General features: G+C 61.9%; 11 protein-coding genes. 7 read left to right on the top strand and 4 right to left on the bottom strand.

Going from position 1 to position 16093, the window contains the following annotated elements; genetic code table 11:
• Positions 1-242: 242 nt before the first annotated feature.
• Positions 243-3551 carry a protein kinase domain-containing protein gene (locus ACLIVD_RS38840; RefSeq protein WP_491933521.1) on the bottom strand — a complete coding sequence of 1103 codons (3309 nt, stop codon included), beginning with the start codon at positions 3549-3551 and terminating at the stop codon, positions 243-245.
• Between the two features lie 729 nt (positions 3552-4280).
• Between ACLIVD_RS38840 and ACLIVD_RS38835 the strand changes: the two genes are divergently transcribed.
• From ACLIVD_RS38835 to fdhD, 3 genes are all read left to right on the top strand, one after another.
• Positions 4281-5195: a LysR family transcriptional regulator gene (locus ACLIVD_RS38835; protein WP_133987626.1), complete on the top strand. Its 915-nt coding sequence runs from the start codon at positions 4281-4283 to the stop codon at positions 5193-5195.
• 81 nt (positions 5196-5276) lie between these two features.
• Positions 5277-7580 (top strand): FdhF/YdeP family oxidoreductase, encoded by a 2304-nt coding sequence (locus ACLIVD_RS38830; RefSeq protein ID WP_317571283.1) that lies wholly within the window; start codon positions 5277-5279, stop codon positions 7578-7580.
• A complete protein-coding gene (fdhD, locus tag ACLIVD_RS38825; RefSeq protein ID WP_491933256.1) occupies positions 7580-8407 on the top strand; it encodes a formate dehydrogenase accessory sulfurtransferase FdhD in 828 nt (275 codons plus the stop codon). Before ACLIVD_RS38830 ends, fdhD begins: the two co-directional genes overlap by 1 nt.
• A gap of 484 nt (positions 8408-8891) precedes the next feature.
• Here the strand turns inward: fdhD and ACLIVD_RS38820 are convergent, their stop codons facing one another.
• Both ACLIVD_RS38820 and ACLIVD_RS38815 read right to left on the bottom strand, forming a co-directional pair.
• Positions 8892-9245, bottom strand: coding sequence for a VOC family protein (locus tag ACLIVD_RS38820; protein WP_491933255.1), 354 nt, complete (start codon positions 9243-9245; stop codon positions 8892-8894).
• Positions 9246-9476: 231 nt separating this feature from the next.
• Positions 9477-10142 carry a FadR/GntR family transcriptional regulator gene (locus ACLIVD_RS38815; protein ID WP_164065310.1) on the bottom strand — a complete coding sequence of 222 codons (666 nt, stop codon included), beginning with the start codon at positions 10140-10142 and terminating at the stop codon, positions 9477-9479.
• 48 nt (positions 10143-10190) lie between these two features.
• On the opposite strand from ACLIVD_RS38815, the gene ACLIVD_RS38810 reads away from it, so the two are divergent.
• Positions 10191-11447: a CynX/NimT family MFS transporter gene (locus ACLIVD_RS38810; protein WP_491933254.1), complete on the top strand. Its 1257-nt coding sequence runs from the start codon at positions 10191-10193 to the stop codon at positions 11445-11447.
• Positions 11448-12290: 843 nt separating this feature from the next.
• On the opposite strand, the gene ACLIVD_RS38805 is transcribed toward ACLIVD_RS38810, so the two are convergent.
• Positions 12291-12893, bottom strand: a complete 603-nt coding sequence (locus tag ACLIVD_RS38805; protein ID WP_065491471.1) for a TetR/AcrR family transcriptional regulator — start codon at positions 12891-12893, stop codon at positions 12291-12293.
• 339 nt (positions 12894-13232) lie between these two features.
• On the opposite strand from ACLIVD_RS38805, the gene ACLIVD_RS38800 reads away from it, so the two are divergent.
• Genes ACLIVD_RS38800 through ACLIVD_RS38790 form a run of 3 tightly spaced genes read left to right on the top strand, consistent with a single transcriptional unit; the run spans position 13233 to position 16087 of the window.
• Positions 13233-14426: an LLM class flavin-dependent oxidoreductase gene (locus tag ACLIVD_RS38800; protein WP_477926210.1), complete on the top strand. Its 1194-nt coding sequence runs from the start codon at positions 13233-13235 to the stop codon at positions 14424-14426.
• Positions 14423-15289 (top strand): enoyl-CoA hydratase/isomerase family protein, encoded by an 867-nt coding sequence (locus ACLIVD_RS38795; protein ID WP_133987632.1) that lies wholly within the window; start codon positions 14423-14425, stop codon positions 15287-15289. Before ACLIVD_RS38800 ends, ACLIVD_RS38795 begins: the two co-directional genes overlap by 4 nt.
• 3 nt (positions 15290-15292) lie before the next feature.
• Positions 15293-16087: an enoyl-CoA hydratase/isomerase family protein gene (locus tag ACLIVD_RS38790; protein ID WP_491933253.1), complete on the top strand. Its 795-nt coding sequence runs from the start codon at positions 15293-15295 to the stop codon at positions 16085-16087.
• Positions 16088-16093: the final 6 nt, after the last annotated feature.

Raw genomic sequence — 16093 nt, 5'->3', positions numbered from 1 at the left:
CGAGCCGTCCCCGAGGTGCGTGACGGCGCACGCATCGTCGACGTACCCGAACGGTTCGAGGTCTCCTGACAAACTGTCACGACAGGCGCAAACAGTACGAAGCCGGAGGTCTGGACGGACTGTCCAAGATCGCCGCCGTCCCCATTCGTTCCCAAGACGCCCCTGTACCGCTCACCCCTGTTCGGGCTCCCGTCTCAACCGCAGCCTGCACGCCCACATCAAACTTGATTGAGCTCGAACGATCAGAGTTCTTCGCGTCGGGTCTGGTCAACGAACCAGGCCGCGATCTGTGCTCGTGAGGTGAATCCGAGCTTGGTCAGGATGTGTTCTACGTGGCCTTGGGCGGTACGGTCCGAGATGACGAGACTGGCGGCGATCGCCCTGTTGGTCAATCCCTTGGCTACAAGGTCGGCGACCTGCCATTCACGTTTGGTCAGGTTCGTCGCGGTACCAGCGGGCGGCGTCGTGCCCCTGGGCGGCTCGCTCAGGGCATAAACAATGGCACCTTGAATTCCGAGCGTCCGCCCTTCCCGGTGGGCGGCCTGAAAGGCGCGCTCACCGAGCGCATGGCGAATCCGGCGCTTGTTCTCTTCATGGTGGACGAGGAGGTGAGGGAACATCACCGTCGAGCTGCCCACGGTGTGCCCCAATTCCTCGGCGGCACCCATAAGGACCGCAGCACGCTTTGCACGGCGCTCGTCACAGAGCCACGCGAGGGATTCCAGACACACGGTGACGGTAATTTGATCGTCCGCCAGTCGGCCGAGCCGCAAACTCTGTTCAAACAAGCGGGCGGCACGATTTGAATCTCCCTGCTGCCACACCCCAACGCCCATGGACCACAACGAATACGAGCGATATATCGACTCGCCCAGGTTTTCCGTCATCGCGATTACCTTCTCATGACATGCCATCGCCCGCGGAATGTCCTCACGCAGTCCGTATGCCAAACCCAGCAGGTACAGAACTGCAACCTTCCGATGGTCATCGTTCAGTGTCGCGTAAATATTGCGGGCTTCTTCCAGAAGTCCGCTCGCGCGCTGAAGGTCGCTGTTGTTGATCGCGAGTAGTCCTTCGGCTTGGGCGACGAGTGCATGCGTCATCGGATCGTCGATTTGCTCAGCCACGGATCGCCCCTCCTCGACCAGGGCGGTCGCCGCGGGGATGTCGCCCTGCAGTTCGGACAGCACACTGCTGTAGTACAGGGCTTTTACGCGTGTAGCGGTGGACTTCCGGGGATGGCAGGCTAGGGCGCGGTCGAGCCAGTACCGTCCCTCGATTAGCATGCCGCGGGTAAGCCAGAAGGGATAGAGCGCGGCTGCGATCCGCAGCCCGGCCTCGGTGTCGGTATCGCCAGCCTCGGACAGGCACAGCGTCATCGCCTCACGGAGATTCGACTGCTCGCGCCCGAGACGTGCGATCCATTTCAACTGCTGGGAACTGACCCACTCCGCCTCCGCTGTCAGTGCCAGCTTCTCGTACCAATCCCGGTGCCGCCAGCGCAACGCCTGGTAGTCGCCGGACTGCTCTGCTTTGTGTCGGCCGTAGTCACGCACCGTCTCGAGAAGGCGGAAACGGACCACTCCACCCGGAGCGTCCCTGATCAGGATCGACTTGTCGACTAACGCCGTCAGCATGTCGAGCAGATCCTCAGGAGCCACCTCTCCCTCGCAAATGCCCTCCGCCGCATCCAATTCGAAGGTTCCGGCGAATACCGACAAGCGTTCCCACAGCCGCTGTTCCGGGGAACTGCACAGGTCGTAACTCCAGTCCATTGACAACCGCAGCGTCTGTTGGCGCCTCGGCGCTCCACGACTTCCCAGGGTCAGCAGTTTGTACCGGTCATTCAGTCGTTCGGCGATTTGATCGGCGGACATCGCCCGCAACCGCGCGGCCGCCAACTCGATCGGCAGGGGTAGGCCTTCAAGTGCACGGCAGATGTGCGCTACCGTAATCCGGTTGTCCTCGGTCAACTCGAACCCGGACACCGCGGCGGCGGCACGTTCCATGAACAGCGTCACGGCGTCGTACTGGGGAAGCCCGCGCAGGGACGACTCATCGTCCGTGTCGGGAATCGTCAGCGGCGGTACGCGCAGCACAGCTTCCCCTTCGATACCGAGGGCCTCCCGGCTCGTGGCCAAAATCCGAAGCTCGGGACAGGTCCGAAGCAGTTTCCCGGCGAGCGTGGCGACTGCATCCACCAAACGCTCACAGTTGTCGAGAACGAGCAGAAGGTTGCGTGTGGCGAGGTACTCCGCAATTACGCGTTCAAGTGGTCGTGCCGACCGATCGCGTATGCCGACCGCCGCAGCGACCGCATCCACGAGCAGTGACCGCTCGTTCAGTTCACCAAGCTCGACCAGTCTCACACCGCCGGTGAACCCGCGCCGCGCGTCCGTCGCAACGCGTAGCGCGAGGCGCGTTTTGCCGACCCCGCCGATCCCAGTCAACGTGACCAGACGGTAAGTAGACAATTTCGCCTTTGCGTCGGTCAGCTCGCGACGGCGGCCTACGAAGCTAGTGAGGTCCAAGGGAAGATCTCCCGCCGCTCCCCGTGTTGACGGCGGGATCGCATTGTGGAGCAGGCCGGCAGTGGAGCGGCGACGGGCTCTTGGTAGGTCTTGTTCGGAGCGCTTCGCGCCTGGTTCGGCGAGCAGGTCCATCTCTTCGACCGGAAAATCGTGAGCGAGCTGACTCTGGCGTAATTCGTCACCGAACTGCGCCGCGCTGAGGGGACGCTCCCGAGGATCTTCTGACATCGCGTGTTCGATGGCCGCGCTGACATCATCCGGAATTCCCTGCTCACGGAGATCTGGTACAGGTTGGGTGGTGATGCGGAGGAACTGTGCGACTACTTGCTCGCCGCTGTGACGTTCAAAAGCTGCGTGCCCTGTCACGGCCGAGAACAAGGTCGCGCCGAGACTGTAGATGTCGGAGGCCGCGCTGGGCGGCTCCTCTCCCTTGAGGACCTCGGGGGCTGTGAAAGCCGGGGATCCGGTGATAATGCCCGTCGAGGTCTCGAATCCCCCAGCAAAATGCGCGATGCCGAAGTCAGTCAGGGCCGGCTCGTCGTAGTCGGTGATCAGGATATTCCCCGGCTTTACGTCTCGATGGAGGATGCCGAGACGGTGGGCGGTCTCGAGCGCGCCGGCCAACTTCACTCCGAATCGCAGAGCCTCGTCTAATTCAAGTCGGCCCTGCCGGCGGATTCGGGTGTCCAACGATCCGTGCGAGTGGTATTGCATCACGATGTAGGGCCGACCACTGGTTGTGGTTCCAATGTGGAGCACGTTAGCGATGTTCGGGTGACCCGTAAGGCGGCCCATCGCCCGCTGTTCTCGAAAGAACCGTGCCCGGTTGTCTTCGTCCAGGTTGGCGGTGAGGACCTTCACCGCGACAGTGCGGTCCAGCGAGGGCTGCCCGCAACGGTAGACAAGACCGAAGCCGCCATGTCCGATTGCATGGACCTCCGCAAACCCTGCCGTGGTCAACTCCGCGACGACGGCGGACGCCACGTCACGCTGAGTCTCGAGCGGATCACCATTTGCCATGCGCAGCTGGCGATTCACTCGATCCGACGGTCTCCCGAAGACACAGCATTTCCTTGTCCCTCAATGATGTGCACTCAGGGTAGCTCCACCTGGCATCGAGTCGGGCACTTATGTTGATCAAATCATCGATACCGACCGTCTGGTTCCGTTGCAGTCGCCAGGGGAAGCCCTGTCACCACGATGCCCGAAACGGCCAGACTGGACTGGGAGTAGACCACGGCCAGCGATGCGCGAGAGATGGCCTTGACACCAATGGGTGCGCTCGCGCTCAGGCCACTCTGACCTCTCGATCGCCGGTTCTTCTCGCGTGATCACTGTGGGGCAGATCTCGACGATCGCCCCCCGATGAGATTGTCGGCGCACACGGTCCGCATTTCCGATCCAGCCGGGTAGGCCAAACGATCGATCGGTCGGTCGACTGATGCGCAAGGCCCTGCACGAGCCTGTGCACGCAGTCAACCTGGGCTTTAACTCGCGGTAGGTGCGCACTCTGTTGATCAGGACGTTTGATTCGAAGACCGCTTACCGCGAGACTCACCGTCTCCGTCTCCACTGAGGTTCCTGTGTGTAGACCATGCAATCGCGGCGGATAAACCCTGTACAACAATCTATTTCGAGATGCAGACCGATATGCCTCCCTGGCGTGAGCGACGCATCCGATACTTGGCTATCTGGCCGCAAAGCTTCGCCGCCTCCACCGGGAGCGAGACGGGATGAGAAGATTATGCTGTGCAGTTCCGGCAGCTCGAGTACCTCGTCGTTCTCTCGCGCGAGAAGCACTTCACTCGCGCAGCGGATGCATGTGCTGTCTCTCAACCGGCCTTGTCGGAGGCGATCCGCAAACTGGAGATCGAACTCGATCTGCCGCTGATCGTTCGAGGCCACAAGTTCGAAGGCCTCACAGTGGAGGGCGAGCAGATCGTACGTTGGGCTCAAAGAATTCTTGCCAACCAGGAATCACTCCTGCACGAGGCCGCCAGCCTACGGTCGGGCGTCACCGGCACCCTCCGAATAGGGGTCATTCCCACCGCATCCGCGACAGTCGCCGACCTGTCGAGCCCATTGTGTGTGAGGCACCCCCTCATCACGGTGCGTCTCACCGAAGACCTGTCTTCGAGCGAAATCACAGCTCGGCTCGATCGCTTCGAGCTCGACGGCGGCATCACCTACCTCGACGACGACATCGCCCTGCGCTACCACGCTTTCCCGCTCTATCGCGAGCGATACGCACTATTGACCGCCGACGATCCGACCCGCCCGCGCCGCGCCGACATCTCCTGGCGCGAAGCGTCGACGTTGCCGATGTGCACTTTGCCGTCGATCATGCGCGGCAGGCGCATCCTCGACGACTATTTCGCCGACGACGGAGCAGTCCACACCGCACAAGTCGAAACCGATTCCATCGCTTCCCTCTATGCCCACGTCAAGACCGGGCAGTGGGCCGCCGTGGTACCTCAGGTGTGGTTCAAAGTATTCGGTGAACCACCTGGCCTCCGGTCCACTCCACTCATCGAAGGTCGCACAGCTCCAGTGGTCGGGTTGATCACCCGCGCAGAAGACCCGTCGTCCCTCCTCATTCAGGCTCTTGAAGCGACGGCTTCGGTCCTCGACCAGACATCATCGGCGACGCCTATCGACCAGTAGGACGGGCATCTTGGACACCACCCATATCCGTGGTGCACCCTCGACCGACTGTCTGTAAACCTGGGGAAGGCTGCACTGCTGATGGCTCGTCGAGACGACTACGAATACGACGAGCACAGCATCGTCGTGACGAAGAACAAGCAGTACGCCGCAGGCGTACCGGCGGTGCTCGTATCACTTCAACGCGGCATGTCACAGATGGGTGCGACGCGCACCGCTGCCTCTCTCGCCAAACTCAATCAGCGCAAAGGTTTCGACTGTCCCGGCTGCGCCTGGCCGGAAACACCCGGCCACCGCAAGCACGCCGAATTCTGCGAGAACGGCGCCAAGGCCGTCGCCGAAGAAGCCACCAAGCGGACCGTCGGCCCAGACTTCTTCGCCACGCACTCCGTTGACGATCTCCTCGGCCGCACCGAGTACTGGCTCGGGCAGCAGGGACGCCTCACCCACCCGATGGTGCTACGCCCAGGCACCACACACTACGAACCAATCGAATGGGATGACGCGAACCGCATCATCGCAGACGAACTGAACGCGCTGGGTAGCCCACATGAGGCGATCTTCTACACCTCCGGCCGAACGTCTAATGAAGCAGCGTTCCTCTACCAGTTACTGATTCGCTCGTTCGGCACCAACAACATGCCCGACTGTTCGAACATGTGTCACGAATCGTCCGGCAGCGCACTGACCGCCTCGATCGGCATCGGCAAAGGATCGGTATCCGTTCCGGATATCGAGAATGCCGACCTCATTCTCATCGCCGGCCAGAACCCGGGCACCAACCATCCACGCATGCTCTCCACACTCGAAAAAGCCAAATCCAACGGCGCCCGGGTTATCGCCATCAACCCGCTCCCCGAAGCCGGACTACTGCGGTTCAAAGACCCACAGAAGGTTCATGGTGTCATCGGCGACGGAGCCGCGATCTCCGACGACTTCCTGCAGATCCGCATCGGCGGCGACATGGCCCTCTTCCAGGGGTTGGCCAAACTGCTCGTCGCCGCCGAGGACGCCGCACCAGGCACCGTCCTCGACCGCCCCTTCATCGACCGCCACACCGCGGGGTTCGACGCATGGCTCGATCACATCCGCAGAGTCGATCTCGACACGGTCGTCGACGCCACCGGCCTGACAATCGAACAACTCCACGACACAGCCCAGGCTCTGATCGAGTCGAACGCCACCATCATCTGCTGGGCGATGGGGCTGACCCAGCAAACACACGGTGTGGCCACGATCGAAGAAGCAGTGAACCTGCTGCTGATGCGCGGCATGATCGGCAAACCCGGAGCCGGGGTATGCCCCGTCCGCGGGCACTCCAACGTCCAAGGCGACCGCACCATGGGCATCTGGGAGAAGATGCCAGAATCGTTCCTCGCCGCCCTCGACACCGAATTTGACATCACCTCACCACGAGAACACGGCCTCGACGCCGTCGACTCCATCCGCGCCATGCGACAACGGCGAGCCTCGGTGTTCATGGCAATGGGTGGCAATTTCGTGTCCGCCACGCCCGACACCGACGTCACAGAGGCCGCCCTCCGGAACTGTTCGCTGACCGTCCAGGTGTCCACAAAACTCAACCGGAGCCATCTCGTTCACGGCCGCACCGCACTCATTCTGCCGTCGCTCGGCCGCACCGACAAGGACGTCCAGGCGACTGGCAAGCAGTTCGTGACCGTCGAGGATTCGATGTCGATGGTCCACCGTTCCCGCGGAAGTCTCACCCCGTCGGGTATCCACATGCGCTCCGAAGTCGCCATCGTCTGCGGCATCGCCGAGACGCTGTTCGGCCCCGGCCATCCCGTGCCGTGGACATCGTTCACCGCCGACTACGACCTCATCCGGGACGCGATCTCACGCGTCGTGCCCGGCTTTGAGGGCTTCAACACCAAGGTCCGGCAGAAAGAAGGGTTCGGACTCCCCCACCCGCCGCGAGACTCACGCACGTTCCAGACGAAGACTGGGAAAGCGAACTTTGCCGTCAACGACCTCGTGTGGCTACCTGTTCCGCCTGGCCGACTCATGTTGCAGACCATGCGAAGTCACGACCAGTACAACACCACCATCTACGGTCTCGACGACCGCTACCGCGGCGTCAAAGGCGGCCGGCGAGTTCTGTTCGTCAACACCCGCGACATCGAGAAACTCGGATACCGAGACGGCGACCACGTCGACTTGATTTCCGAATGGAAGAACCGGAGCGGGTCCATCGAAGAACGACGAGCCGACAACTTCCGACTCGTCGCCTACCCCACGCCTGTCGGCAACGCCGCCGCCTACTACCCCGAAACCAACCCCCTCATTCCCCTCGACCACGTCGCAGACAAATCCAACACACCCGTCAGCAAAGCCGTCCTGATTCGGCTCGAGCACCGACCCTGATGGGACGCATCACCACCCGCCGCCCCATCGTGCGCGTGCGTGGACCGAACTCCACATCTCGGCCCGACACACTCGTTGTCGAGGAACCACTCGAAATCCGCGTCGGAGCCTCCACGCTCGCGGTCACGATGCGCACCCCGGGCCACGATGTCGAACTCGCGCACGGCTTCCTCCTCACTGAAGGAGTCATCAACAGCGGTGACGACGTCGCTTCTGCCCGCTACTGCGACGGAGTGGACGACAACGGCCTCAACACCTACAACGTCCTCGACATCACCCTCACCGAGGGCATCCCCCCACCTCAACCCGGTGTCGAACGCAACTTCTACACAACCTCCTCATGCGGAGTATGTGGGAAAGCATCGCTCGACGCCGTTCGCCTCGCGACGGTCCATTCCCCAGCCGAGGACACCACCACGGTGCATGTCGATGTTCTGGCGACGCTGCCCGACCGGCTACGCCAGTCGCAGAAAGTATTCGACAGCACCGGTGGCTTACATGCAGCCGCACTTTTCGATCAGTACGGGCAGTTACTCGCCCTCCGCGAAGATATCGGCCGACACAATGCCGTCGACAAGGTCGTCGGCTGGGCAATCGCTCAACACCGCATCCCCTGCAGGGGCAGCATCCTCATGGTCAGCGGTCGCGCCTCGTTCGAACTCGCCCAAAAGGCCGCAATGGCAGGCATACCCATACTTGCCGCTGTCTCCGCGCCGTCGTCACTCGCTGTCGACCTCGCAGACGAAACAGGACTAACACTCGTGGGGTTTCTTCGCGGCCAGAACATGAACCTCTACACCCACACCCATCGGGTAGTGCAGGGCTGACCACGTGAAATGCACGGGCCCGCGGGCTTCGGCCGCGAGTTCTGCGCGGAGAGGCGCGGCAAGGTCAACTGCGCCGATGTTGGACAGGTGTCGTGGGCCCCAGGAGACGAACCGGTCAAACGTGTACTCGACCCAGGGGCCGTGCCGTCGTACACAACTGGCTTCGGCGAGCTCCGCGAGTATCCTGTGGACGCATGTCGTCATGCGAACGCGTCGAGGGTCGGCACTCGTGGGCATTCCGATCACTTCGGCGACGCTGACATCCGTCCTCGCCTTCCACCAGCGTTTCGAGTACCGACAATCCTCTCGTGTTACTCCCTCGCGTTTTCAGACATAAGCGGTATGGGGCAGACAGCGCAGCCTCCGAAGGAGACGCGGAGTCTGTTCACCTTTGTTGCATAGCTAATCTGCGAATTGGCCGGTGCGCGCACAGCGAAGTATTGCAGATGACCTCGGTCCGTAGCGCCGGTGTGGCGGCGAAATCTTATCGGGTTAGCGGACTGTAGAACACCAAGCCGTTGCCGTTATTGTCGTAGCCCACTGCACGGCGTTCATGTCCGTCGTCATACGGGCCTTCCACAATGGCACCACCGCTGGCTTCTATGGCCTTTGCCGCAGTGTCGACATCGGCTGTCCTAATGCCGACGACAACCTGCCCGGGTATGGGATGGTCCACCGCAGTCGCCAACGCGACAGTGACAGTCCCTCCATCGAGGGCCGCGAAGTGGTCCCCGTCGCGGAACTTCAACGGCATTCCCAGGGTCTCGCAGTAAAACCGGATCGATTCGTCCAAGTTGTCGGTCGACAGGACGATCATTCGCACTTCATGCTCGCTCAACGGTGCCTCCCATGTAATTCTCGGTCATTCCGGGCCTTGTGACGGAGTCAGGCGGGGTCGGGCCGGCACGCACCCCGCCGTTACTGAGACAGATGGTCATCACCGTGTGCCCGGCTTCAACCGCAGCCGGTACGACAAATCCTGCGCATGAGCGACGACTATTGCGCTCACCAACACCGAGTTCGACACCCTTCCTTCATCTTCCGCCCCCGATGCCGTAACGGTGCCTTCCTAGCGTCGTCTCACCCCGAACAGCATGTGGTCCACAAGCGTGCCCGCAGCCTGGGCGGCCCGAGTGTGGTCGCCGGCGGCGATGTGCTCGATCAATGCAGTGTGGACGACTTCATGCCCCGGGATGTCTGCGGTGGCCTCGACACTGGCCGCGACGGCTTCAATTAAGCCCTGGTATAACTCAATCAAGATCGTGTTATGCGAGCAGCGCACCACGGCCAAGTGAAACTCGGCGTCGGCGGCGGCAGCCTCATCGAGGGGTCCGCCTGCAACGTGATGGCTCTTCGCCAACAGTGCGCGCAGTTCGGCTAGTTCTTCGTCGGTGCGATTACTCGCGGCGAGCCTGGCGCCTTCGACCTCCAGTCCACGCCGAACCTGCAGAATCTCTTCCAGCTCGGTGCCGCACAGCCGCCCCAGCGCCCCGGACACCTCGCTGGTGGCGCGGACATAGGTCCCGTCGCCCTGCCGAACCTCGAGGATTCCTGCATGAGCTAGACCGCGGACCGCCTCACGCACCGTATTGCGGCCGACACCAAGAGTCTGTACGAGTTCTGTTTCATTCGGGATGCGTTGCCCGACTGGCCAGTCCCCCTTTGTGATTCCCACTCTGATCTGCGCGATGACTTGGTCGACTAGACCGGCTCGTCGAACGGTGCTCAACACCACACAAACAACCTTTCATCCAATGATGGGATGTATGCAACGATACCAAAAATGAGGCCGATGCAGCGAATAAAGCGACAGAATGACTACGCCGACAACGTGGCGCTGGAGATCGACGGTGCGATCGAGATGCGGGCGAGCCCCGTGCCCGCGCTGGCTGGCGGCACCTTGCTTGCCATAGCCGTCATCCTCACGGCGTTAAACCTGCGGTCCGCGGTGACGAGCGTGGCCCCACTACTGGGCGACATGCAACAGGACTTAGCCGTTTCGGCGGCCTGGGCAGGCGTGCTCACCACTTTGCCTGTCTTATGCTTCGCTGCCGCAGGCTTGGCAGCCCCGAGGCTGGCTACCCATCTCGGGTTGGGTCGCGCGATCTCGTGCTCTCTTGTCATGATTACAGTCGGTCTCGCCGTGAGGGCCCTCGACGGGCCGGCCTTGGTTCTTGGAGCGAGCCTCGTGGCCTGCGCCGGCATTGCGTTGGTGAATGTGCTGATCCCAGTCGTTATCAAGGGTTCGTTTCCGGCCAAGATCGGCCTGATGACAGGGATCTACACCGCAGCCCTTCAAGGCGGCGCAGCAATAGGCTCGGCGCTGACCCCGGGTCTGGAACAACCGCTGGGCGGATGGCGGCCTGCCCTGGCGATTTGGGCCGCACTTGCAGTCACCGCCCTAGTGGTGTGGGTACTGGCGGCGCGGCGACACGGTGCTACGTGGGTACAAGCTCAAGTGTCTGAGACGCGCCGATCGCTCCTTCGCAACCGGTTAGCTTGGACCGTCACGCTGTTCTTCGGCAGTCAATCATTCATGGCATACATCGTAATGGGTTGGTTGCCACAGGTTTTTATTGATGCAGGCGTGCCAAAACTGCAGGCTGGGATAATCGTGGGGATGTCGGCATTGATCGGCGTTCCAATTGCATTAGTGATCGCCCCTCTAGCCGCGCGCAAACGCAGCCAGAGTGCGTGGATCGTCGGCCTCAGCACGGTCGGCGTGATTGGCGCGGTGGGGGCCATGGTCGCCCCGGCCTCCCATCCACTGATCTGGAGCATTGCCATCGGTGTCGGACAGAGCGTCTTTGCACTGGCTCTCACTGTCATCGCCCTCCGGACGAAGACTACGGGAGAAACGGTTCAGCTATCAGGAATGGCTCAAGGATTCGGGTACTTGATCGCCAGCGCGGGCCCCCTGTTCTTCGGGCTTCTCCATGAGCTGACGCATCGATGGACCGCTTCTTGGATCCTGTTTCTTGCGGTGTGCACCGTTCAAATCGTCACCGGCGCCTTGGCCGGACGTAACCGGTACGTCTGACCCGTGCCGCCCGCGGCCGCTTGCCGTGTCGGATCTCGCTCAGGACTGCGTCGGGCGGTCAACGAGGGCGAGTTCGTAAAGCAAGCCGTCGCGGGCGGTCGTCAGTAGGTCCGCATGCACGTAGCCGTGCGCCCCGCCCGGAGTAGCTTCATCGAACGTTGGATAAGGCCCGGGCTCGATGCGCATTGGATTAAGCCAGTGTTGAATGGCGCCGGCGTGAACCCCAGGGGCGCCTCTCGCAGCGTGCGGGACACCGCAGTAAATCTCCGGTTTCGGCATGGGCATTCTCGGCGCAGGATGGTGTCCACAAAGCCGGTGATCGTCTCCGCGGCGACGTACGCGCGTGGAGCCGGACTGGCGCTCACTCACCAAGACTGACCATGGCAGCGGACTACCCATACCGGGTCCGCCCCTAGGCGGTCGCACCGTCCTCGTCGACGTCGCCCGGGGCCGAAGGTGTAATAGTTTGCCCTGAAGACGACGTCGCCTTCTGGCGCCGCACCACCACGTTTACCGGTCCGGCCAGACACTTCCGCACGGAAGGGCGCGAATCCCGTCATTGCGCGACACCCGGGCGGGCCCTGTGAAGTCGTTCCGTTGCAAATGCCGCATTGAGGATCAACCAGCTGCCTAGACTGATTGTGCAACAGCACATTTGAAACTTCGAGGTCGAGACTGAAGCGGCCGACACAGGCGGAAGCCGCCTTCGCCCGATCGACGACGATCAAACGCCAAACCCCGTTCAATCAGGATATCTAATTGAACGGGGATCGACTCACAGCCCAGTACCCGCTGCTATCGCGACGTTTCGTAGGCACCTTATCAATCCGGGTGGGTCCGACCTCACTCGGCTCGAGGCGAGATCAATGCCTGAACCGCCGCAGTCGACATTGTCTTGACGATCGACTCCTGGTCAAGCCCTTTGTTGAGGGTGGGTACGGTATTCAACATCGAGAACACCGCCTGCGTGAGCAGGCGCACCTCCGGATCCGACAGCTCGGGCCGCAGCGACGAGACTGTCGAAATCCACTCCTCGGCGTACATATTCATCGCTCGTCGGATGCGCCGACGATCCGTTTCGGGAAACGCGTGCTCGTTCTTGAGGAAAATTAGCGTTGTCGGAGCCGCAGACAGCACCGACCTGATGTGGAAGTCGACCATGGCGTCCAGCGCAGCACGCGGATCGGGCTCCGATTCCACCGTCGCCCGCGCGGACTGATGGAGAAACTCCAACGGATTTTCCACCACTGCGATGAGGAGGGCCTGCTTGTTCTGGAAGTGACGATAGAGCCCGGGAGCGGAGATTCCCGCCTTCGCGCAGATCATCTCGACCGTGACCGAGTCGTAGGGCTTGTGCAGGAACAGATCGGCGGCGACTCTTAGCAGTAGCTCCCGGCGTGACGGGCGAACCGTTGGCGCCGTTGCCGGCATCTGGTCAGTCTTCATGGTTCACACCAGCAACTGGAGAGCCCAAAAAATCAGGGACCGGCGCATGAAGAGTCGCACACCACCCGCAGGCGGCGCGCCCAACCATCTTGATCAGTTCCATGCAACCAATGGTAACACTCATTAACACAATCGGACAGCAGACGGACACCTGCCGTCGTTAGCTGCGGGCCGACACTCCCCCGCGGGACCCCACGATTTCACGTCTGGTCAGGCATGTTGCTAGCCGGGCCCAATGAAGGCGCTGGATTGCCCGCCAAGTGTTGACAAGCTCACACTCTCGTTCTACGTTAATGCTCATTCACGTTAATGCGCATTCACACACGAAAGGTTGTGGCTATGCGATTCATCTTCATGAGCGAGGGCGAAACGCCCCCAGGGCATACCCATGAGCACCGTTACCGGGAGCTCGTCGACGAGGTCCTCCTCGCCGAAGAGGTGGGATTCGATGCGTTCGGCACTTCTGAGCAGCACGTGGCGATCGGCACAGCGACGACATCCGCCCCGGAGGTCCTCTATCCGTACCTGATGGCCCTCACCACACGCATTCGGTTCGTGCACCTGGTCACCCTGCTGCCCACACGCATCAACCACGCGCTTCGGGTCGCCGAGAGGCTGGCCACCGAAGACATTCTGTCCAACGGCCGCGTGGAACTCGGTGTCGGCCGAGGCAATACCACACTCGCACTGCGCGCCTTTGAGGTTTCGCCGACGGAAAACAAGGCGCAGCAGATTGAAGGGCTCGAAGTCATTCGCCGCGCACTGCACAACGATGTCTTCTCGTTCGTGGGCGAGCACTACAAGATCCCACCACGAAGCCTGGTACCCAAAGGAATTCAAACTCCGTATCCACCGATCCACATGGCCACCGGAAGTCCCGAATCTGTTCGAACTGCCGCCGAACTCGGCGTCGGCGCGATTGTCGGAGGCTTCTACCTCGGCTTCGAATTCCTCGAGAACATGCTCCGCATCTACGACGACGCTCTCGCCGGCGCGACGCACACATACCCACGACAGGCACAAAAGCTCGTCGCGGTCGGCGGCGGTATGCATTGCGCCGAAACCCGGGACGAAGCCCTCAAGTGGGCAAGGGGCCTCACTGAATCAGTCGCACTATCGACGGACGCATACCAGCGCCTCTCGAAACTCTCCGATGACTACCAGTACATGGGAGCCGTCAAGCATCTCGACTTCAACGACGAACGTTACATGTTCGAAGAGTCGTCCGGCTTCATCGTAGGAGATCCCGAGGACTGCGTCGCCCAGGTCCAGCGATTCGCCGACTTGGGCGCCGACTCCCTCGTCATGCGCATCGACGGGCTCCCCCACAAGGAACTGATGAAGTCGATCGAACTGTTCGGCAAATACGTAATCCCCAAGTTCAAGAACCCCAAGGCTGTCGTGCGCACCCCTGAGGCGATTCTGGACGACATTCGCACCGCACGACCGGCCCACTATGCCGAGCTCGAAGCGTTCGAAAGTGCACAGAAGGAAACAACCGGCAACACCGTCGAGGTAGGAGAAGCACGATGAGCACATTGGCCGCGGATGACATCTTTAGCCGCTACCCGAAGGAGATCTTGATCGAGCGCAAGCCGAACGGGGTCCTCCTCATCACCATCAACCGTCCCGAGCGACTGAACTCCCTGACGATGCCGATGTTCAAGCACCTGTCCGAAATCTGGGAGGACGTCGACCGAGACCCCCAGACGCGAGTCGCCGTCATCACCGGCGCCGGCCGCGGCTTCTGCACGGGCATGGACGTGCGCCAACCGGACCCCACTCTGGATGATGCGATCGAACTCATGGAGGACGAACGGCGACGGATCATGAGCCTCCTGAACATGGACAAGCCACTCATCTCGGCGATCAACGGACCGGCGGTGGGCTGGGGTTTGTCGATGGCACTGCTCGCGGATATCAGCGTAGCCGCTGAGGACGCCTTGCTCCTGGACGGCCACACCCGCATCGGGGTGGTCGCCGGCGACCATTCTTCCCTGATCTGGCCGCTGCTGGCCGGCATGGCCAAAACGAAGTACTACCAACTCACTTCAGCAAGTCTGACTGGCGCGGAGGCTGAGCGCATCGGCCTGGTAAGCCTCACCGAACCGAAGGACGCCGTGCTCGGGCGTGCCCTGGCGATCGCCGATGATCTTGCGCAGGGCTCGCAGCAGGCAATCCGCTGGACGAAGCGATCGCTGAACTCAGGTTGGCTGACCAACGCCCTCCCTCAGCAGGAATTGTCTGCGGCGTTGGAGACCCTCAATTTCGCCGGCGCGGACTACACAGAGGCCCGACAAGCCTTCCGCGAGGGCCGGCCGGCCCAATTCCCCTCCGCCCGCCGCGATAACCACTCCGTCTTTGATTCCCCGGCGACGCAAGAAGTTGCTAGGTGAAGCATGTCAGGACTTGAGACCCGACAGGCCGCTGGGTTCACCACTGTAGACCGCGCGGGCGTCCTGGTCGTCACCGTGGACCGGCCGCCGGCAAACGCACTGAACCGATCTGCCATTCACAGTCTCGCGGCGCTGTTTGCCGAACTCGGCGAGATGCGTGAAGCGCCGCCGGTCGTCCTCACAGGTCAGGGAGAACGATTCTTCTGTGCCGGAGGCGACATAAGAGAGCTCGAGGGAGCCGCCCAAGAAGAGCTGGACGCCCGGATGCGGGAGTTTCATGCGCTACTCGTGGCCATGGACCGATACCCGCGACCGGTGATCGGCGCGATCAATGGTTACTGTGTGGGCGGTGGCATGGAGATTGCCCTGTTCGCCGACACCGTGTTGGCCGTCCAAGGTGCGCGATTCGGTTTCCCAGAGATCAATCATGGCCTCCTACCGGCCGATACGGGCATTCAGCGCGCCACCCGACTACTCGGAGCACGCGCAGCGAGGAAACTGCTCTTGTCGGGGGACTTATTTGATGTCGAGCGCGCACTGGAGATCGGCCTCGTCGATGTTCTCGCGGACCCCGCAGAGCTTGTCGATGCGGCAGTCGCATCCGCGAGACTCGCCGGGGCAAAGGCACCAGTGCTCTACGGCGCTTTGAAACGCAGCCTGAACGATCCAGACGACGCCCGCGACGGTACCTCTCTGCAGCGCACACTTGGGTCTGCCGCCGAATACTTCGACGACCCCGTTGCCCGAGGATTGCGAGATAGCTGGAACGGCAGACGATCTCGAGGAGGAAAGGGATGAAGGTGG

The sequence above is a fragment of the Rhodococcus sp. G6(2025) genome, from assembly GCF_058628105.1.
This window is presented reverse-complemented; position numbering and strand designations above follow the sequence as displayed.

What these genes read in the sequence shown, in the direction of transcription:
- ACLIVD_RS38840 (WP_491933521.1), bottom strand. Translation starts at nt 3,551, where the DNA reads ATGGCAAATGGTGATCCGCTCGAGACTCAGCGTGACGTGGCGTCCGCC.
- ACLIVD_RS38830 (WP_317571283.1), top strand. Translation starts at nt 5,277, where the DNA reads ATGGCTCGTCGAGACGACTACGAATACGACGAGCACAGCATCGTCGTG.
- fdhD (WP_491933256.1), top strand. Translation starts at nt 7,580, where the DNA reads ATGGGACGCATCACCACCCGCCGCCCCATCGTGCGCGTGCGTGGACCG.
- ACLIVD_RS38810 (WP_491933254.1), top strand. Translation starts at nt 10,191, where the DNA reads ATGAGGCCGATGCAGCGAATAAAGCGACAGAATGACTACGCCGACAAC.
- ACLIVD_RS38805 (WP_065491471.1), bottom strand. Translation starts at nt 12,893, where the DNA reads ATGAAGACTGACCAGATGCCGGCAACGGCGCCAACGGTTCGCCCGTCA.
- ACLIVD_RS38800 (WP_477926210.1), top strand. Translation starts at nt 13,233, where the DNA reads ATGCGATTCATCTTCATGAGCGAGGGCGAAACGCCCCCAGGGCATACC.
- ACLIVD_RS38795 (WP_133987632.1), top strand. Translation starts at nt 14,423, where the DNA reads ATGAGCACATTGGCCGCGGATGACATCTTTAGCCGCTACCCGAAGGAG.
- ACLIVD_RS38790 (WP_491933253.1), top strand. Translation starts at nt 15,293, where the DNA reads ATGTCAGGACTTGAGACCCGACAGGCCGCTGGGTTCACCACTGTAGAC.